Source organism: Dermabacter jinjuensis, assembly GCF_902381725.1.
GTDB lineage: Bacteria > Actinomycetota > Actinomycetes > Actinomycetales > Dermabacteraceae > Dermabacter > Dermabacter hominis.
The window spans coordinates 1,109,342-1,129,554 of sequence record NZ_LR698963.1; the positions used below are offsets into that span (position 1 = coordinate 1,109,342).

Here is a 20,213-nt window from a genome sequence, read left to right on the forward strand (position 1 = left end):
AAGGCGCACCGTGGCAAAAGAAATCATTTACGACGAGGAGGCGCGTCGCGCGCTTGAGCGCGGCGTCGACAAGCTCGCGGACACCGTCAAGGTGACGCTTGGCCCCAAGGGCCGCAACGTCGTCCTCGACAAGAAGTGGGGCGCCCCCACCATCACGAACGACGGCGTGACGATCGCTCGCGAGGTCGAGCTCGATGATCCTTACGAGGATCTCGGCGCTCAGCTCGCGAAGGAAGTCGCGACCAAGACCAATGACGTTGCTGGCGACGGCACGACGACCGCAACCGTTCTCGCCCAGGCGCTCGTGCACGAGGGCCTGCGCAACGTTGCTTCGGGTGCCGCCCCCGCGGCGCTCAAGCGCGGCATGGAGAAGGCTGTCGAGGCCCTCAGCGAGAAGCTCGGCGAGATCGCGATCGACATCGATTCGAAGGAGCAGACCGCTTCCGTCGCGACCGTGTCGTCGCAGGATGCCGAGATCGGTGAGCTCCTTGCCGAGGCATTCGACAAGGTTGGCAAGGACGGCGTCATCACGGTCGAGGAGTCCTCGACGACGGCGCTCGAGCTCGACTTCACCGAGGGCATGCAGTTCGACAAGGGCTTCATCTCCCCGCACTTCGTGACCGACGCTGACCGCCAGGAAGTCGTTCTCGAAGACGCCTACGTGCTCATTAACCAGGGCAAGATCTCGAACGTGCAGGAGTTCCTGCCCGTGCTCGAGAAGGTTGTGGAGTCCGGCAAGCCCCTCTTCGTGATTGCCGAGGACGTCGAGGGCGAAGCCCTCGCAACCCTCGTGGTCTCGAAGCTGCGCGGCTCCTTCAAGGGCGCCGCTGTAAAGGCTCCTGCCTTCGGCGACCGCCGCAAGGCCATGATGCAGGACATCGCGATCCTCACGGGCGCTGAGGTCATCACGCCGGATCTCGGCCTCGACCTCAAGACGACCGAGCTCAGCCAGCTCGGCACCGCACAGCGTGTTGTCATCACGAAGGACAACACGACCATCGTGGGCGGCGCCGGTGATGTCGAAGCCGTGTCCGATCGCGTCCAGCAGATCAAGGCAGAAATTGAGAACACCGATTCCGAGTGGGACCGCGAGAAGCTCCAGGAGCGCCTCGCGAAGCTCTCGGGCGGCGTGTCCGTCATCAAGGTTGGCGCGCACACCGAGGTCGAGCTCAAGGAAAAGAAGATGCGCATCGAAGACGCGGTCGCCGCAACGCGTGCCGCGATCGAAGAGGGCATCGTCGCTGGCGGTGGCTCGGCCATCGTCCAGGCCGCGACCGTCCTCGCCGATGATCTCGGGCTCGAGGGTGACGAGGCCGTCGGCGTTCGCGCCGTCGCCAAGGCCGTTGCCGAGCCGCTGCGCTGGATCGCCGAGAACGCCGGTGAAGAGGGCTACGTCGTAGTCGAGAAGGTCAAGGAGTCCCCGGTGGGCACCGGCCTCAACGCTGCGACCGGCGAATACGTCGACCTCGTCGACGCTGGCATCATCGACCCGGTCAAGGTGACGCGCAGCGCCCTGCGCCACGCCGCCTCGATCGCGGGCCTCGTTCTGACGACCGAGACCCTCGTCGTCGACAAGCGCGAGGACGACGAAGAGTAGTCAATCGTCGGCCCCCCATCTCACGCGCCCCGCTCCTTGAGGTTTCTCGAGAAGCGGGGCGTATTCTTAGCGGAGTGCACCCACAACGCGCCGCGCGCGCCCACGCACACCGAAGCCCGAACTGCCGAAACTCGCGAGAGTGAGAGGGGATCGCATGAGCGCAGTGTTCCACTCACCATCGCGCAGCACGCCCAGGGGTGAGCGCCCCACGCAGGATGTGACGACGAGACACAACGGCAAGGCGCACAGGATTGTTATGCGGCCGAGCCCCGCGGCCATGAGCGCCTCGCTCCTTGCGGCGATCGTGTTCACGGTTCTTCTTGAATTTCTCGTGGGCATCAGTTTCATCGGTCAGGGCCTCTGGAGTGATGCGCGACTGTTTCGCGATCACTGGTTCACCCTGCCGCTTTACGTGTGGTTCGGTGTCGTGGCTCTTGCGCTCATCGGGGTGCTGCGCATTGTCAGCCAGTGCGTGATCCTTCATGACGATCGGATCAAGGTTCGAGGGCTCTTCCGCATCCCGCGTTCGGCGCGCTGGAGTGCGCTTTCGGGAATTTGGCTCGTGCGCGACATCTACCGCGGCAAAGAGCCTCGTGACCCCGTGGAGTCCGAGGTCGATGCGTTCGATGCTGCCCTCATCATGCGCTCGAGTACGAGCCGCGTGGCGAACCTCTCGGGCGCGTTTTACGGCACGCGGGCGCAGTCGATTCTCGTGCGCGAAGCCGAGGCTCACGGCGTCAGGATCGACCATATTGATCATGCGCGCCCCGGTGAGCTTGCCCGCATGATGCCCGGCTCGCTGACGGTCATCGATCGTCACCCGAACATGTTCGTGCTCGCGATTGTCGCGTTCTACGCCGCGCACAATGTGCTGACCTTCATGATCTGGGGGATCTGAAGCCACCGGTTCCTTGGCACAATGGAGCCATGCCTGCCCGCCGTACGAAGCGTTTTGCCCGCCCGCCTTTGCCGCAGAGGGCTGGGCTCGATGCCGTGAGGGTGGTGGCGGCGCCACGCGAGGTGGGCCGTCCGGTAGGCGAGGTGCTGCTGGACCGATTCCCTGCGCTCGGTTCGCCTGAGGCGCGTGACCTCGGTGCGCGTTTCGCCGAGGGCGAGGTCGTGGACCAGCATGGCGCCGCGTGGTCAGCCCAGGAGCCGATGATGCGTGCGCGCGAAGTATTTTTCCACCGGGAGCTCGCGCCGGAACCTTTCGAGCCGGCCGAGATTCCGATCGTGTACGAGGACGGGCATCTGCTCGTGGTCGCGAAGCCGCGCACGATGGCGAGCATTCCGCGCGGCGAGCACATTCGCCGCAGTGCCCTCGTGCGACTACGAGTCGCGCATGGGCTTCCCGATCTCTCGCCGATTCATCGGCTCGATAAGCAGACCGGCGGGATCCTCGTGCTCTCGAAGATTCCGCAGGAGCGGGGCGCCTACCAGCAGCTCTTCGCGCGCGGGGAAGTGCAAAAGCGGTACGTGGCGTGGGTGTCGGGGGAGGGGACGACGCTTGCCGAACTCGAGCGCGGCCCGATCGAGATCCGCGAACCCATCGCGAAACGGCACGGTGATCTCTGGGCGCACATTGACCCGCATGGGAAAGAGGCGTGGACGAGCGTGCGGATGATGCGGCGTGAGGCGGAGAGCCGTCGGAGTCTCGTGAGCCTGGTACCGCATACGGGCCGCACCCACCAGCTGCGCGTGCACCTTGCACACGTGGGCCTGCCGATTGTGGGGGACGAACTGTATCCCGCGCCCCCGCCCGATCCCGCGACGGGGGAGCGGTCACGACGGGACGTGAGTGAGCCTCTCGCCCTGTGGAGCGTGCTCATGGCGTTCACTGATCCGGTGACGGGCAGGGAGCGTCGGTTCGAGTGGTGGCCGCCGGAGGTGCCGGGAGATGACTGAGCGCGTTGAGCCGCGTGTGAAAGGTGGCCGGATCGCGCTCGGCCCGACCTTTGTCGCGCGCCTAGTGCCGTGGCTCAAGTGGGGGGCGCCGCTCCTTGCCGCGCTGTTCCTTCCGGTCACGGGCCTGTATGTGGGGCGCATCAGCGGTTGGCCATGGTTTGTGTCGCTCCCGCTTGCGTGGTGTGCGGGCTGGGCCCTGCTCGCGCTGCTTCTGCTCGCCGTGCTCGCGTGCGTGCACAGGACTACCTGGTGGGACCCGGTTGCGGGCGAGGTCCGTCGGGGCCGGCAGCATCTTGCGGTCGCGCACGTCCAGGCGGTGGTTCCGGACTTTCGGCCCCAGGGTGTCACGGCGCTGGAGGCGGGGGAGGGGGCCCGACGCTTGCTCATCCCCTATAGCGGCTGGGACGACCGCAGTTACGAGGGAATCGCCGAATTCGAGCGGAGGGTATTTGCGGGGGAGGGGGTATCTCGCCCGCAGTTGCTCGCGCGCGATCGAGCCGCGCGAAAGTCCTGGGAGAACCGCGCTCTTGCGAAGAAGTACGGGATGGCATGGCGCGGCGAATTCGAGGATCCGCACGTGTTTCTCGAAGCATTTGATGCGCGCAGGAAGCAACTGGCAAGGAGGCGGCGCTAAGGTTGGATCATGACGAATGATCCCTTCGGTTTTGTTGGCCTTACCTACGACGACGTGCTGCTTCTCCCCGGGGAGACGGACGTCATTCCCAGCGATGTTGATACGACCTCGCGCCTCACGCGCGAGATTAGCTTGAGGGTGCCCCTCGCCTCCGCCGCGATGGATACCGTGACCGAGGCTCGCATGGCGATTGCGATGGCGCGCCTCGGCGGTATTGGCATCCTCCACCGCAACCTTTCGATTGAGGATCAGGCCCACCAGGTCGACCTCGTGAAGCGTACCCAGACCGGTCGCATCCCGAATCCCGTGACCATCGGTCCGGAGGCGACTCTCGAGGACTTCGATGCGACGTGCGGCAACTACCGAGTTTCGGGCCTGCCCGTCGTCGATGAACACGGGAAGCTTCTCGGTATCTGCACGAACCGCGACCTGCGCTTCATTCCCGTCGCCGAGTGGGCGAGCACGAAGGTTGCGGACGTCATGACCCGCGAGGTGTACACGGCACCCACCGACGTGAGCCGCGAGGAGGCAACGGCGCTGCTGCGCAAGCACAAGCGCGAACGCCTTCCCCTGGTCGACGAGAACGGGACGCTCACGGGCCTCATCACCGTCAAGGACTTCGTCAAGAGCGAGCAGTTCCCGAATGCCTCGAAGGACGCCGAGGGGCGCCTGCTGATCGGCGCGGGCGTGGGCTTCTTTGGCGATTCCTACGAGCGCGCCGGTGCGCTGCGCGACGCGGGCGTCGACGTGCTCGTGGTCGACACCGCGAATGGTCACGCGCGCCTCGCCCTCGACATGATTCGCCGACTCAAGGCTGATAAGGCCTTTGACGGCGTTCAGATCATCGGCGGTAACGTCGCAACCCGCGAAGGTGCCCAGGCCCTGATTGACGCGGGCGTGGATGCCGTCAAGGTTGGCGTGGGCCCGGGCTCGATCTGTACGACTCGCGTCGTCGCCGGCGTTGGCGTCCCGCAGGTCACGGCCATTTATGAAGCCTCGAAGGCATGCAAGAGCGCGGGTGTTCCCCTCATTGGCGATGGTGGCCTGCAGTACTCGGGTGACATCGCGAAGGCTCTCGTTGCCGGTGCCGATACCGTGATGCTCGGCTCGCTCCTGGCGGGCACCGCCGAGTCGCCCGGCGAGGTGATCCTTATGAACGGCAAGCAGTTCAAGAGCTACCGCGGCATGGGCTCGCTCGGCGCGATGGCTTCGCGCGGCAAGAAGTCCTTCTCGAAGGACCGCTATTTCCAGGCAGATGTCGAGACCGACGACAAGATCGTGCCCGAGGGCATCGAGGGAACTGTCGCCTACAAGGGCGCGCTCGGCACCGTCGTGCACCAGCTGACGGGCGGCCTCGCACAGTCGATGTTCTACGTGGGGGCGCACACGATTCCGGAGCTCAAGGAGCGCGGCAAGTTCGTGCGCATCACGGCGGCGGGTCTCAAGGAATCACACCCGCACGACATGGCGCAGATCGTCGAGGCGCCGAACTACCGCGCCCGCTAAGGCCTGGGGCTACTCGGCGCGCAGGGCCTCGACCGGGTCCTGTCGCGCCGCCCTGCCCGAGGGGATCACGCCCGCCAGTACGGTGAGCACCACCGAGATTCCCACGAGGATCACTCCCGCGAGCGGCGGGAGGCTCGCAATGTTCTCGACGTCGAATTTTTGCTCGACGATGATGTTGGCAGGAATGCACAGCAGCAGGGTGACCCCCACGCCCATGAGGCCCGCAAGCAACCCCTCGATCACGGTTTCCGCATTGAACACGTGCCGGACGTCGGCCTTGGAGGCACCCACCGCGCGCAGGATGCCGATTTCCTTGCGCCGCTCAAGCACGGAAATGTAGGTGATGATCGCGATCATGATCGACGAGACCACGAGCGAGATCGACACGAAGGCGATGAGCATCCACGTGATCACGTTGATAATGCTCGTCACCGAGCTCATGAGCATCCCCACCATGTCGGTGTAGACAATCTCCTTTTTCTTCTCGCCCCGCGCCTTGGCCTGCGCGTTGTAGGAGTCGAGAATGGCCTTGACCTTGTCCTTGTCCTTGAAACTCGCCGGGTAAATATCGACTTGATCGGGACTCGTGCGATCAGCCCAGCCGAGCTTTTCGAGATTGTCCTCGTAGCTTGCCGCGCGCGTCGACACCATCGTCGACATGAACGCAGCGAGTTCTTCCTTGTCCATGTTCATCTCGAACGCATCGGCGAATTTCTCCGGATCGACGCTCATGGCATTCGCGAAATTCTCGCCCATCGTGGACATCGCGTCATTGATCTGGCGTTCAATCTCGCCCTGGAGGGCGCTCATGTATTCCTGCATCATGGAGCCGATCGCGGTCGTCATATACTCGCCGATCGTGTTCTGGATTTGGCTGGCGAGCGCGCCGCCGAGCTGGGTGGAAAGCTGCTCGGCGATGGCGCTCGAGAGATCGTTGCTGACCGCCGAGGAAATCTCCTGGAGCGCCGGGTCCTCACCGAGAGCGTCGGAGAGTTGTTGCTCGAGAAGTTCCCGATTGACGACCTGGTCGGAGTTCGAAATCTCCTCGATTTTCGCGCGGACCTCGTCGGTTTGGAGATAGTCGAGCACCACTTCGGCCGTGTCCCGATCGGGAATCTGGTCGCCGTCGGAATCGGCATGGGCCGCGTAATATGCCTGGAAACCCTGGACGAGCGCACCCGCTTCACCGCTGAGGTACTCGCCGGCGCCCGGCCGGACCACCTCGCCCTCAAGTGCTTTCGCAAGAACCCCTGGGAGGTCGATATCGGCGAGCTGAGGGTAGCGGGCCGTGAGATCGGCAAGGTCGAGATCCCCCACGTTTACGTTCGGGCTTCCGACGGCTGCCGCGCCCGGGTCGAGGCTCGAAAGATCAAGGTCGCTCATATCGAGTGCGCCCGGATCGAAGTTCGGAGCGGGCATCGAGCTGAGATCGAGGCCGCTGAGGTCCATCTGGAGCTTCGACTCGTCGATCTGGAATGCGCCGCGGATCTTCTCCTGGTCGACCGTAAACAGGGAGCTCATATCGAAGTCGTCGCCCTGATCGTCGTTTTTGAGTTCGTCGAATGTCTTTCCGGTGAAAACGTCGACATCGGGATGCGCCCGCTGCTCGTGGACGATCTCCGACTGGGCAGCTTCGGTAATGACCTGGTCCGTGAGGGCGGGGAGGTAGGAGATGCCCTGCTGGAGCGCGCCCATGTCCTCGCCTTCGTTGGGGCGCACGATGCCGACGATCGTGAGGCGCTCGCCTTTTTCGATTTTCTCGCGCATGAAGTCGGCATCGCCGCTGCGGTCGATCCACGTGCCGGTGTCGTCGTTGTGGGTGTAGGTCTCGAAGGCGTTGACGCGCGAGAACTCGGTGCCGATGATCTGGTCGAAGGTGTACTCGCCCGGTTTTGTGGAGTTCTTGTCTCCCGAGGTGCCGTCGGAATCTCCCGATGCCCGGCCAGCCTGCGTGTTCTCCATCATTTCGTCGAGTTTCGCGTGGTCCTTGAGGCCGAGTGTGTACTCGTATAGATCGGGCATCTCGCCGTTTTCGTCGAGAACGAGCACGAGTTCGTGCGCGTTTGTTGGCCAGCGGCCGTCGAGGACCCGGTATTTCGAGGTGTAGAGCGCGGTGTTTTCGGGAAGCTGACGGAAGGCGTCCATCGAGAACATTGCGCTCGCGGGGCTGAGCGAGAAGCCTCCCGAGTATTGAGAAAACGCCTGTTCAGGATGGACCTGCACGGGTTTGTCGGTGCCGAGCGCGTAGATCTGGGGTTCGGCTGCATACGAGTATTCGATCGCCTTGACGTAGGAGTTGATTCCTCCTCCGTTGGCGTCGAAATACTTCTTGAGGGAAGCGAGATCGTTGGTGCTCGTCGAGTTCATGGAGCGCGTGTACATCTCAACGGCGCGGACCGTGTTCGCTTTTTCTTCGCCTTTGGGCTTGGCGTTCGCGAGTCCCGATTCCATCGAAACCCCCGTCTTCTGGATGCTGAGAGGGTAGTTCGCGAGAGCGTTTTCCTCGGTTTTGGCGATGTAGCTGTTGACGCCGTTCGCGAGCGCGAGAATCGCGGCGATACCGATGATGCCGATCGAGCCCGCGAACGAGGTCATGATCGTGCGGCCCTTTTTCGTCATGAGATTGTTGAAGCTGAGCATTAGTGCCGTGAGCGGCCCCATGCGCGTGTTGCGCGTGGGCTTCGCTTCGCGCGTCTCCTCGAGGGCCGGGTCGAAGGGATCGGAATCACCTACGACGTTGCCGTCGGCAAACTCGACGACGCGGGTTGCGTATTCGTGGGCGAGCTCGGGGTTGTGAGTGACCATGATGACGAGGCGATCGCTCGCGACCTCGCGAAGAAGGTCCATGACCTGCACGGACGTGGCGGAGTCGAGGGCACCCGTGGGCTCGTCGGCAAGAAGAATCTCGGGGTCGTTGATGAGGGCGCGTGCAATAGCGACTCGCTGCATTTGCCCGCCGGAAAGCTGACTCGGTTTCTTGTGCACGTGTTCGCCAAGGCCCACTTTGGCGAGGGCATCGAGGGCGCGTTCGCGGCGCTCGGACCGCCCGACGCCCGAGAGCGTGAGAGCGAGCTCAACGTTCGCAAGGACACTCTGGTGGGGGATGAGGTTGTAGCTCTGGAAAACGAAACCGATGCGGTTGTTGCGGTAGCGATCCCAGTCGCGGTCCTTGAAGTTCTTCGTGGAGATACCGTCGATCACGAGGTCGCCGGAATCGAAGTGATCGAGTCCTCCCACAACGTTGAGCATCGTGGTTTTTCCGGAGCCGGACTGCCCAAGGATCGCGACGAACTCGTTGTCACGAAACGCGACGCTCACGCCGGCAAGTGCGACCTGGGTAAAGGTGCCCGTCGTGTAGGACTTGGTGATGTTGTGCAGTTCGAGCACGGCTCTCCATGGTTGCTCGCGCGAAGGGGGTCTTTCCTCATCCTACGGCCGGCCACGTTTAAATGTCCCACCCCGACGTAGGCTTGTGACATGAGTTGGATTGACGGCCCGATGCTGGGCTTTGATACGGAAACCACCGGCACGGATACCGCGAATGATCGCATCGTGACCGCAGCCCTCGTGTTCTCCACGGGGCCGGGCCGCGAGGGCGAAACTGTCGCGACGTGGCTCATCAACCCGGGCGTGGAGATTCCCGAGCAGGCCTCGCGCGTGCACGGCATCTCCACGGAACACGCGCGCGCCTACGGCATGGAGCCCGCGCCCGCCCTCGAGGAAATAGCGGTGCGCATCGTTGAGTGCCTTGAGCAGGGCGCTCCGATCGTCGCGTTTAACGGCGGCTTCGATCTTTCGATCATCGAAGCGGAGCTGAGCCGCAACGGCCTGCCCACGATCGAGGATCGCCTCGGCCGCGCGATCGCGCCTGTCGTCGATCCGCTCGTGCTCGATCGCGGGTTGGATCGCTACCGCAAGGGCAAGCGCAACCTCTCGACCCTCATGGAGGTGTACGGGATCGAGGAGCCGGAAGGCAATATGCATACGGCAGATGTCGATGTATCCATGACCCTCGATGTTCTGCGCGCCATGGCGAAGAAGCACACGGTCATTGCCGAAAGCGATCTCGCCGAGCTGCACAAGAAGCAAATCGAGCTCCACCGTGCATGGGCCGATAACTTCATCGACTATCTCAAGCGGCAGGGCAAAACACCAGACGTCAATCCCGTATGGCCTCTGTAGACTGGGAACCGTGCAGAACGAAATCGAAATTGGACGCAATAAGCGAGGCCGTCGCACCTACGGCCTCGACGATGTAGCCGTGGTGCCCTCCCGCCGCACGCGGGACCCGGAGGATGTCTCAACCTCGTGGCAGGTCGATGCCTACCACTTCGACATCCCGATCTTCGCGGCCCCCATGGATTCCGTGATGAGCCCCGAAACGGCGATCCAACTCGGCCAATTCGGCGGGCTTGGTGTGCTCGATCTCGAGGGCCTGTGGACTCGCTACGAGAACCCCACGCCGCTCCTGGAGGAGATTGCGCGCCTCGACCCGAAGGATGTTCACCACCGCATCCGCGAGATCTACTCGGAGCCGATCAAGCCGGGCCTCATCCGTGAGCGCATCACGCAGCTACGCGAAGCTGGAGTGGTCGCGGCCGGTTCCCTCTCGCCGCAGCGCACGCAGGAACACTGGAAGAGCGTCGTCGATGCGGGCGTCGACATCTTCTTCATCCGCGGCACCACCGTGAGCGCCGAGCACGTCTCGGGCAACCGCGAGCCGCTCAACCTCAAGCGCTTCATCTACGAGCTTGACGTCCCCGTCATCGTGGGCGGGTGCGCAACCTACACCGCGGCCCTTCACCTCATGCGCACGGGGGCGGCGGGCGTTCTCGTGGGCTTCGGTGGCGGCGCGAGCCAAACCACGTGGGAGACCCTCGGTATTTCCGTGCCGCTCGCCTCTGCCGTCGCGGATGTCGCCGCGGCCCGCAGGGACTACATGGACGAATCGGGCGGCCGCTACGTGCACGTGATCGCCGACGGTGGCCTCGGTCGCAGCGGTGACATCGTGAAGGCTATCGCGTGCGGGGCCGACGGTCTCATGGTCGGTGCCGCGCTCGCACGAGCCACGGAGGCCCCCGGCGGCGGCTTTCACTGGGGCAGCGAGGCACACCACCCAACGATGCCGCGCGGGCACCGTGTCGAGGTCGGCCAGGTCGCGCCACTCGAGCAGATCCTGTTCGGCCCCGGCCTTTCTGCCGATGGCACCACGAACCTCGTCGGCGCGCTTCGCCACGCGATGGCGACGACCGGCTACACGGACCTCAAGGAGTTCCAGCGCGTCGAGGTCGTCACGACTCGCTGATACCCTCCACGAAAAATGGGGCTCGCCATTGTCGGCGAGCCCCACTTTCTGTGCGGTAATCGTTAGCCGCGTGCAACCTCGAGGGTCTGCTGCGCGATCGCGAGCTCTTCGTTCGTGGGGTACACGACAACGGTGACCTTCGATTCAGGCGCCGAGATGATCCACGGTTCCTTCTTACGCTGGGCGTTTGCTTCCTCGTCGAGGATGATCCCGAACTCCTCGAGACCCTCGAGGGCGCTCGAGCGGGCAAGCGAAGCGTTCTCGCCGATGCCCGCGGTGAACGTGATGACATCGAGCCCACCGAGGATGAACGCGTACGCACCCACGTACTTCTTGACGCGGTGAGCCCACATACCGAGCGTGAGCTTCGCGGCTTCGTCGCCAGCCTCCACGGCGGCGGAAATGTCGCGGAAGTCGCTCATGCCGAGCTGGCCCATGAGACCGGACTTCTTGTTGAGAAGCGTGTCAACCTCGGCGGGATCCATGCCGGCCTGGCGGCTGAGGAGCGCGTACACCGACGGGTCGATGTCGCCTGAGCGGGTGCCCATGACGAGGCCCTCGAGCGGGGTGAGACCCATCGAGGTATCAACGGGCTTGCCGTTCTTGACGGCGGAGGCAGAAGCGCCATTGCCGAGGTGCAGGACGATCTGGCGGAGGTCCTCGCCTTCGCGGCCGAGGAAGCCCGGCACGCGAGAGGAAATGAACTCGTGGGAGGTACCGTGCGCGCCGTAGCGGCGAATCTTGTACTGCTCGGCGACCTCCTTGTTGATCGCATACGTGTATGCCTCGGGCGGAAGCTGCGTGAAGAACGACGTGTCGAAGACGACGACGTGGGGAAGGTTCGGCAGGAGCGCGCGTGCACCGTTGATGCCGTCCACCGCCGCGTAGTTGTGCAGCGGCGCGAGGGCACCGAGTTCGTGGATCTGGTCGCGGACCTCGTCGGTCACGAGGGTGGCTTCGGGGAACACCGCGCCGCCCTGGACAATGCGGTGGCCAACGGCGCTCACGGTTTCCTCGGTCAGCTCAACGCCAACCTTCGCGAAGAGCTCCTCGACGACCTGCATGCCCTTAACGTGATCGGGGATCGAACCCTCCCACGTTTCTTCCTTGTCTCCGGCTTCGATCGACGCGTTGCCCGTGGGCAGCGTGATGCGCTCGACGATGCCGGAGGCAGTCACGTGATTCGAGGTCGGGTCGATGAGCTGGAATTTAATCGAGCTCGAACCCGAGTTAATCACGAGAACGTTGCTGTTGGTCACGGTTTCTCCGTTCGTAGTCAAGAAGGGGCTCTTCGCCCGTCAGTTCTGGTTCTGCGCCTGGATCGCGGTGATCACGACGGTGTTGATGATGTCCTCGACGAGCGCGCCGCGCGAAAGGTCGTTCACGGGCTTGTTGAGTCCTTGCAGGACGGGGCCGATCGCGATCGCTCCGGCGGAGCGCTGCACTGCCTTGTACGTGTTGTTACCGGTGTTGAGGTCGGGGAACACGAACACGGTCGCGCGGCCTGCGACGGCCGAATCGGGAAGCTTGGTCTTGGCAACCGAGGCGTCCACGGCGGCGTCGTACTGGATCGGGCCCTCGACGTTCAGGTCGGGGTGGTTTTCCTTCACGAGCGCGGTCGCTTCGCGTACCTTGTCGACGTCGGCCCCCGAACCGCTCGTGCCCGTCGAGTACGAGAGCATCGCAATCCGCGGGTCCACGCCGAACTGCTCTGCCGTTGCGGCGGACTGAGCAGCGATGTCGGCGAGCTGCTCGGCGGTCGGGTCAGGGTTCACGGCGCAGTCGCCGTACACGAGGACGCGGTCCTCGAGCGCCATGAGGAACACGGAGGAGACGACCTTCGCGCCCGGCTTCGTCTTGATGATCTGAAGCGCGGGGCGGATCGTGTGGGCGGTGGAATTCACGGCGCCCGAGACCATGCCATCGGCATACCCCATGTGGACCATCATCGTGCCGAAGTAGGAGACGTCCTGTACCGCGTCGCGCGCCTGATCGAGGGTCACGCCCTTCTTTGCGCGAAGACGCGCAAACTCTTCGGCAAACTTCTCGACGAGCTCTTCATCGTGCGGGGATACGATGCGGGCTTCGGCGATGTCGTGGCCGAGCTGTGCAGCCTTCTGGCGGATCGCGGTTTCGTCTCCCAGCAGCACGAGGTTTGCAACGCCGCGGCTGAGGATCGCTTCGGCGGCTGCGATGATGCGCGGCTCATCGCCCTCGGGAAGCACGATCGTCTTCTTCTCACCCTGCGCGCGGGCAATCAGGTCGAACTGGAACATCATCGGGGTCACCACGTCGCTCTTTGCGAGGTTGAGTGCCGAAATGAGGTCGGTCATTGCAAAATTTTCGGCGACGAGGCGGCGGGCCGCATCGATCTTTTGCGGCGTCGAGGTGAGCTTGCCGTCGATATTGCTCGCGGCAACGGCGGCCTCGAAGGTGTTTTCCTCTGTCACGATGATCGGCAGGTCGCCCGTGCCGAGGGCTTTGATTTCCTCGGGAAGGTCGTAACCGCCCGTGAGCACGAGCGAGCTGAGCGACGGGAACGTGCCCGACTGCTGTGACATGAGGATGCCCTGGATGAGATCGTGCCGGTCACCGGGGGCGATCACGGTGCTCGATTCGTGGAGGTTCTTGAGCACGTTCGGCAGCCCCATCGCGGCTACGACGATGTCGAGCGCAACGCGCTCGAGAAGCTCAGGCGCACCCTGGACGACCGTGCCGTTCACAGCGTCCTTGATAGCGTTCACGCTCGGCGAGTACACGATGTCCGATTCGGGAAGGGCAGCGGTGATCACGCCTTCCGGAAGAACCTTCGCGATCTCTTCGCGGGTTGCGGGCAGGTCCTCGTCCGCGGCGCGGTTGATAACGACGGCGACGGGGGTCGCGTGGTTCTGGGCGAACTCGTGGAAGGCGATCTGGGCGACCGTTGCGGCCTGCTGTGGATCGCGGCGGCGCGAGCTTACGACCAGCACCACCGGAGCGCCGATGTTCGCGGCCACAGAAGCGTTGAAGGCGAGCTCGGTGGGGTTTGCGAGACCGTTGTAATCAGAACCGAGAACGAGCACCGCTTGATACTTCTCGCGCAGCTCCTGATAGCGGCGCATGATCTCTTCCTGCGCCTTCTCAGGATTGGAGTTCACGAGGTCGTAGGTGACGCCGAGTGCTTCGTCGTAGCCCTGGCTAATGCCCGGGTGCGAAGTAAGGAGTTCAACGGCGGCGTCACGCTCGTGGCGCGAATCAATAATCGGCCGGAACACGGCGACGTTCTCTGACGTAGCGACGAGGGCTTCAAGGAGGCCGAGGGCAACGGTGGATTTGCCGGAGCGTCCTTCTGACGAGGTTACATACACACTGTGAGACACGTTTTCTAGGATAGGGCGAGGAGTTGGACGCTGCCCGGGAACCGAGGGCCCACTCGCTCAATCTCACGCCTACACTTAAGGAATGCTTCGCGTCGCTCTCCGCCCCAAGTTCCTGGGCCTACTGGCCCTCATGGCAACAGCGACCCTCGTCTGCGGTCTCCTCGCGAACTGGCAGTTCGAGCGAGCAACGCGAGCCCTCGAGGCCCGCGACGAAACGACATCCGCCGCGCCCGTCCCGATCGAGGAGCTCATGGACGCGAACGCGCCTGTCACAAACGCGGTCCAGGGTCGCCTCGCGTCATTCACGGGGGAGTTCGTGCCTTCGGAGCAAGTGCTCGTGCCCGGCCGCGAGATCGACGGCCACGAGGCCGCCGTCGTTGTCACAAACGCGCGCATCACTCAAGGGCCGCTTCGCGGCACATCCATCCCCGTCGCGCGCGGTTACACAACCGTCCCCTCGAGCGAATGGGACACCCTTCCCGAGCCGCCCGCCGGAGCGCGCACAATAGTCGTGCGCCTCGAGGCCTCCGAGGAGGCGAGCGGCACCGTGCGCCGCGAGGATGACGGGGGTGTGGCGACCGTCGGAACGCTTTCCTCCACCCTGCTCGTGAACGTATGGGAGGGGCCCATGCTCGCCGGGTACGGGGCCCTCACGAACGAGGCGCGTCAGTACATGGCCGGGCCAGGGGAGTCCGACGGTGCGAGCGCAACCGCTGCGGACGCGTGGCGTGACCTCGGGCCGCTTCCCGCCGCACAGTCGAGCTTCACGAGTGGCCTCAACCTCCAAAACTTCGGATACATGCTCCAGTGGATCCTCTTCGGCGTGTTTTTCCTCTACATCTGGTGGCGAAGCGTGCGCTCCACCTACCTTGACGAGCAGGCTGAGCGTAGGCTCGAACTCGAATCGCGGCTCGCCGGCGAAAGCTCGGACTAGCCGCCACCGCCCCAACCATGCCGCAAGGAGGCCCCGTGGCTCGCAAGCCGCTCAATGACACTCAAATTCGCACGTCGATGGCCCGCTTCCGGGTCGCCTCGATCGTGGAAGGTATCGCCCTGCTCGTGCTCGTCGCGATCATGATCATGCGCTACCTCGTGTACGGCGGCCAGAGCGATCTGTGGGCGACGATTTCAAAGACGTGGAGCCCCATCCACGGCCTCATCTACATGATTTACGTCGTGCTCGCCTTCGACTTGTGGAGCAAAATGCGCTGGGGCCTCGAGCGGATGCTCCTGCTCATGTTCTTCGGCGTGATCCCCGTGCTGAGCTTCTTCGGCGAGCGCTGGACTCACGCCAAAGTCGAGCGCGATCTCGCCGAGCGCCCCACACTCGGCGATGCAGCGGACCAGTAGTACGCGCATTAGGATGGAGAGCGTGATGAACGACAACCAGCTCAGCACCCAGCAAGACCCGGTCCTCGTCGTCGATTTTGGTGCGCAATACGCGCAGCTCATCGCGCGTCGGGTCCGCGAAGCGAACATCTACTCCGAGGTCGTCCCGAACTCGATGAGCGCGAGCGAAATCCTCGCGAAGAACCCCAAAGCACTCATCCTCTCCGGCGGCCCCAGCTCCGTGTATGCCGACGGCGCCCCGAAACTCGACCCCGCTCTCCTCGAGGCGGGTATTCCGGTGCTCGGCCTGTGCTACGGCTTCCAGGCAATCGCGCAGGCCCTCGGCGGGACAGTCGCCCCCACGGGCACCCGCGAGTACGGCGCGACCCTGCTCACTGAAATCCAGGACGATTCCGTTCTGCTCGCGGGCCAGGATCTCCACCAGAACGTGTGGATGAGCCACGGCGACAGCGTTCACGAAGCCCCCGAAGGCTTCGACGTGATCGCCGTTTCGGCGGGCTCGCCCGTTGCCGCATTCGAGAATCGCGAACGGCGCATCTTCGGCGTCCAGTGGCACCCCGAAGTCAAGCACTCCGAACGCGGCCAAGAAATCCTCGAGAGCTTCCTCTACCGCGGCGCCGGCATCAAGCCCGAATGGACGATGTCCAACGTCATCGACGAACAGGTCGAGCTGATCCGCGCCCAGATCGGCGAAGACGGCACCGCCATCTGCGCCCTGAGCGGCGGCGTCGACTCCGCCGTCGCCGCTGCGCTCGTGCAGCGTGCGATCGGCGATCGCCTCACGTGCGTGTACGTCAACCACGGCCTCATGCGCCTTCGCGAATCCGAAGAAATTGAGCGCGCCTTCAGCGGTTCAACGGGCGGCGCGAAGCTTGTCGTGGTCGATGCCGAAGAGCGCTTCCTCACCGCGCTCGCGGGCGTCACCGACCCCGAGCAAAAACGCAAGATCATCGGCCGTGAGTTCATCCGTGTATTCGAGCAGGCGCAGGAAGACATTCTGCGCGAGCAGGGTGTTGTTGATGGCGACCAGGCCCGCCGCAAAGCCTTCCTCGTGCAGGGCACCCTGTACCCGGACGTCGTTGAGTCCGGTGGCGGCGATGGTGCCTCCAACATCAAGAGCCACCACAACGTCGGTGGGCTTCCCGACGATTTGACCTTCGAACTTGTGGAGCCGCTTCGCCAGCTTTTCAAGGATGAAGTGCGCACCGTCGGCACCCAGCTCGGCCTGCCCGACGAAATCGTGTGGCGCCAGCCTTTCCCCGGCCCGGGCCTCGGCATTCGCATCATCGGCGAGATCACGAAAGAGCGACTCGACACGCTTCGCGCCGCCGATGCTATCGCGCGCGAAGAGATGACCCTCGCTGGCCTCGACCGCGACATTTGGCAGTGCCCCGTCGTGCTCCTCGCCGACGTGCGCTCCGTTGGCGTGCAGGGCGATCACCGCACCTACGGCCACCCCATAGTTCTTCGACCGGTGACGTCGGACGACGCAATGACCGCCGACTGGGCGAAGGTTCCCTACGATGTTCTGTCGAAGATCTCGACGCGCATCACGAACGAGGTTGATGGCATTAACCGCGTCACCCTCGATGTGACGAGCAAGCCGCCGGGCACGATCGAGTGGGAGTGATCCCGCGGTAGTAAAGGGTCCGCTCCTTTGGGGAGCGGGCCCTTTACAACACCTCAGTGGAACCGGCCTTTCCCCCAGCCAGCTAAATGGGGAGCCTAGTAGCTGACTTTCCTTGGCTCCGGGTCCCTAGGCTACCGGGGGTCGTCTCGTTGCCCACTTTCCCCCGTCTCTTCTCGAAGGTGGTGAAAAATCGCCACCTCACGTTGATATCTGGGCCTCTGACGCCGTTTTTCACCACTTCCGCAGGGAAGAAGACGGCCGCGGGGTGAGAGGGTTGCCGCGGGTAAAGGTGGGGCGGTGCGAGGGACTAGAGAGTGATTTCCTTGTGCCACGTCTCTTTGAGGAAATCCTGGCGCCAATTCATTTTCTCGTAGGCGAGATTTGCCCCCGTGGGAGAATCGGCGTCCACAAAAAGCTCGCCCCGGCCATAGCCATGTTCCATGGCAAGCAGGTAGAACGCATCGAGCAGCGCATGTGCCGCTCCCTTACCGCGACCCTCGCGCGTCACGCCGAGATACTCCACGTGGGCCGTCTTCGACTCGGGAAGCCACGACGTCATGAGCGTGCCGATCACCATCGGTGCCGAACCATCCGCGGGAACGAGCTCAGCCAAAAGGTCGCGGTCCCACTCGTGATGCGCATACAGATCCGTGCGCTCGCACCACTCGTCGAAGCTCTCCTCGAAATGATTGAAGTGATCCTCAAAAGCATGCTCGAGGGCAGCGTGGGCCGCGCGGCGATCCTCAACGTCGGCAAGAGTGCGAACGCGAACATTCGCAGCTACGCGGGGAGCCAAGGAAGCGTCGGACTCCCGCTCCCTGATTTCTTGCACACGCGCGGGGATGTCCTGGTCCATCACCACCCAGGTGCGCGCTTTTGCAAAGCCGGCGTCAGCGAGAGCCTCCGCGCGGATAAAATCGCCCGGGCCGACCTCCGTGACGATCACGAAGCCCTCCTCGCCGCGCTTCTCGCCAAGCATGCGGGCCTGCTTCTCGATCCACTCCAGGCAGCGCGCGGCATGCGCGATATAGAACTCATCGCCACGACGCACCGCCCACTTCGCATCGATGCGACCCCGAGCGTGATCGTGCACCATCGCGTACGCCACCACCGGTGCCGGTTCCTCGCCAGAACCGCGTGATTCGCGAACCACCATCGCGGGGTGTCCCGCCTCAATCGTGTTGATGAGATCGGTGCCGTCGAATACCTCAGAAGGATCAGAGGCGCGCAAAAGATCCCTCGCAATAAAGGCGATAGCGGGGTAATCGGCGGGGGTGGGAGTATCGACGAAAGCCATGGCTTTAGCCTAGAGCAAAAACCTGCACCAAAACTGTGTTGAAAAGTCCATTACTGCAGGTCAGGGGACTCTTGCGGGGGTTTTGCGCCGAGCTTGTCCTGAAGCCTCAAATGCAGTTCGGCGCGCATGCCACGCAACGCAATAATGGTCGCGGCAAAGGCCGCAATGCCAGCGAGATACATCGCGGCATTCTGCCCATCAACGAACGATGCCTTTGCAAGACTCCAGGCCATATCCGGATTCGCAGAATTGCCGGGCTCGGCCAGTACCGCCGCCGAACCGATCGTCTGCTTTGCCTCCTCAAGCACTTGATCCGAAATACCCAGACCAGCTTCACGCGAGGACAGGGAGAGGCGATAAGCGAGCATCCCCACGCCACCAAGAACCGCAGTGCCCAGCGCCCCGCCAAGCTCGTACGCCGTTTCGGAAATCGCCGAAACGGAGCCGGCCTCCTTATCCGGGGCCGACGACAGAATCGTATCGTTCGTGAGCGGTTCCGAGAACCCGATTCCAAGACCGATGAGGAACGTGCACAGGAAGTAGAAGAAGGGGTTGAAGTGGACGGTCACGAGCAGCGGCACCGAAAGGCAGCCCATACCGCACGTGAAAAGGCCGAGAGCCACGAGCTGGTTCGACCGGAACTTTCGCGCAAAGACCGGGGAGATGAGTGCGCCGAGAATCGTCGCCACAACCATCGGAAGTGCCCAAAGGCCCGCCTCGATCGGCGAAAGTCCCGAAACAACCATGAGGTACTGCGGGAAGAAGAACAGTGTGCCAATCGTGATGAAGTACGCGATGCCGTTAATGAGTGTTGCCGAGCGGAACGTCGGCTCCGAGACCACATCCACGTCGAGAATCGGGTTCGCAACAACGTACTGGCGACGCCAAAAGAGCGCGAGACCCGCCGCACCAGCGACCAAGAGCCCTACCTGCCAGATCGCGAAATCATCAATGAGAAGCTTGAAGCTCAGCACGAGCGCAAAGATCGACGCGATCAGCAGCACGGGGGAGAGAAGGTCGATGCGCTCGGCTTCCTCGAGTTCTGATTCGGGAACGTAGAGCTTCGCGAGGATGACGAACACGATCACGATCGGCACGTTAATAAAGAACACGTACCGCCAGTTGGCGACCTCGAGCAAAATGCCGCCGAGAAGCGGGCCAATCGCGCTACCGCTAGAGAAAGCTGCCGACCACAGTGCGAGCGCGAGACGCCTCTCCGAACGCTTCTGGAAAATGTGGCGGATCATGCCGAGCGTCGACGGCATGAGGGTCGCGCCGCCGAGTCCCTGGAGGGAACGGCCCACGATCAGCATGAGCGGTGACGTACTAAAGCCCGACAAAACAGAGGCCGCGCCGAAGAGGGCAGAGCCCCACATCAAAAGACGAAGCCGCCCGAAACTGTCACCGAACTTGCCCATCACAATGAGCAGGCACGCGAGCACAAACGAGTACGAATCGACGATCCACAGAAGTTCGTTTGCCGACGGATGGAGATCCTGCGAGATGCCCGGGAGCGAGATGCTCAGAACCGTGACATCGATACTGATCAGGAAAACTGGCAACAGAACGACAGCTAGGGCAGCCCAGCGCGCTCTCCACGACATTTCTATACACCGTCTTTAAATCTTTA

The 20,213-nt window shown here is 63.4% G+C and carries 15 protein-coding genes; 10 read left to right on the forward strand and 5 right to left on the reverse strand.

Annotated elements, in window-relative coordinates; genetic code table 11:
• Positions 1-10 precede the first annotated feature (10 nt).
• The 5 genes from groL to guaB all read left to right on the forward strand — a co-directional run bounded on the left by groL (position 11) and on the right by guaB (position 5,642).
• Positions 11-1,597, forward strand: coding sequence for a chaperonin GroEL (gene groL / locus FXY94_RS04800; protein WP_016663895.1), 1,587 nt, complete (start codon positions 11-13; stop codon positions 1,595-1,597).
• 154 nt (positions 1,598-1,751) lie between these two features.
• Positions 1,752-2,495 (forward strand): hypothetical protein, encoded by a 744-nt coding sequence (locus FXY94_RS04805; protein ID WP_016663896.1) that lies wholly within the window; start codon positions 1,752-1,754, stop codon positions 2,493-2,495.
• Between the two features lie 29 nt (positions 2,496-2,524).
• Positions 2,525-3,502 (forward strand): pseudouridine synthase, encoded by a 978-nt coding sequence (locus tag FXY94_RS04810; protein WP_016663897.1) that lies wholly within the window; start codon positions 2,525-2,527, stop codon positions 3,500-3,502.
• Complete coding sequence (locus FXY94_RS04815; protein ID WP_016663898.1) at positions 3,495-4,136, forward strand: hypothetical protein; 642 nt, start codon at positions 3,495-3,497, stop codon at positions 4,134-4,136. Before FXY94_RS04810 ends, FXY94_RS04815 begins: the two co-directional genes overlap by 8 nt.
• 9 nt (positions 4,137-4,145) lie before the next feature.
• Positions 4,146-5,642, forward strand: a complete 1,497-nt coding sequence (gene guaB / locus FXY94_RS04820; protein ID WP_016663899.1) for an IMP dehydrogenase — start codon at positions 4,146-4,148, stop codon at positions 5,640-5,642.
• A gap of 9 nt (positions 5,643-5,651) precedes the next feature.
• Here guaB and FXY94_RS04825 read toward each other — a convergent pair whose 3' ends face one another.
• On the reverse strand, positions 5,652-9,029 hold the full coding sequence (locus tag FXY94_RS04825) for an ABC transporter ATP-binding protein/permease (RefSeq protein WP_016663900.1): 3,378 nt from the start codon (positions 9,027-9,029) through the stop codon (positions 5,652-5,654).
• A 90-nt stretch (positions 9,030-9,119) separates the two neighbouring features.
• Here FXY94_RS04825 and FXY94_RS04830 point away from each other — a divergent pair, with 90 nt between their 5' ends.
• Both FXY94_RS04830 and FXY94_RS04835 read left to right on the forward strand, forming a co-directional pair.
• A complete protein-coding gene (locus tag FXY94_RS04830) occupies positions 9,120-9,824 on the forward strand; it encodes an exonuclease domain-containing protein (protein ID WP_016663901.1) in 705 nt (234 codons plus the stop codon).
• A gap of 10 nt (positions 9,825-9,834) precedes the next feature.
• Positions 9,835-10,947, forward strand: a complete 1,113-nt coding sequence (locus tag FXY94_RS04835; protein WP_016663902.1) for a GuaB3 family IMP dehydrogenase-related protein — start codon at positions 9,835-9,837, stop codon at positions 10,945-10,947.
• Between the two features lie 62 nt (positions 10,948-11,009).
• Here the strand turns inward: FXY94_RS04835 and FXY94_RS04840 are convergent, their stop codons facing one another.
• Together FXY94_RS04840 and pta are read right to left on the reverse strand one after the other, a co-directional pair.
• A complete protein-coding gene (locus tag FXY94_RS04840) occupies positions 11,010-12,206 on the reverse strand; it encodes an acetate/propionate family kinase (RefSeq protein WP_016663903.1) in 1,197 nt (398 codons plus the stop codon).
• 39 nt (positions 12,207-12,245) lie between these two features.
• Entirely contained in the window at positions 12,246-14,306 is a 2,061-nt protein-coding gene (gene pta, locus FXY94_RS04845; RefSeq protein WP_051120625.1) for a phosphate acetyltransferase, read from the reverse strand.
• 82 nt (positions 14,307-14,388) lie between these two features.
• Here pta and FXY94_RS04850 point away from each other — a divergent pair, with 82 nt between their 5' ends.
• From FXY94_RS04850 to guaA, 3 genes are read left to right on the forward strand one after another with little or no spacing between them, the layout of a single operon-like run.
• A complete protein-coding gene (locus FXY94_RS04850; protein ID WP_016663905.1) occupies positions 14,389-15,240 on the forward strand; it encodes an SURF1 family protein in 852 nt (283 codons plus the stop codon).
• Between the two features lie 35 nt (positions 15,241-15,275).
• Positions 15,276-15,656, forward strand: a complete 381-nt coding sequence (locus tag FXY94_RS04855) for a DUF3817 domain-containing protein (protein WP_016663906.1) — start codon at positions 15,276-15,278, stop codon at positions 15,654-15,656.
• 25 nt (positions 15,657-15,681) lie between these two features.
• Entirely contained in the window at positions 15,682-17,286 is a 1,605-nt protein-coding gene (guaA, locus tag FXY94_RS04860) for a glutamine-hydrolyzing GMP synthase (protein WP_040386466.1), read from the forward strand.
• A 307-nt stretch (positions 17,287-17,593) separates the two neighbouring features.
• Here guaA and FXY94_RS04865 read toward each other — a convergent pair whose 3' ends face one another.
• Positions 17,594-18,583: a GNAT family N-acetyltransferase gene (locus FXY94_RS04865; RefSeq protein ID WP_016663908.1), complete on the reverse strand. Its 990-nt coding sequence runs from the start codon at positions 18,581-18,583 to the stop codon at positions 17,594-17,596.
• Between the two features lie 50 nt (positions 18,584-18,633).
• A complete protein-coding gene (locus FXY94_RS04870; protein WP_161493672.1) occupies positions 18,634-20,145 on the reverse strand; it encodes an MFS transporter in 1,512 nt (503 codons plus the stop codon).
• Positions 20,146-20,213 lie beyond the last annotated feature (68 nt).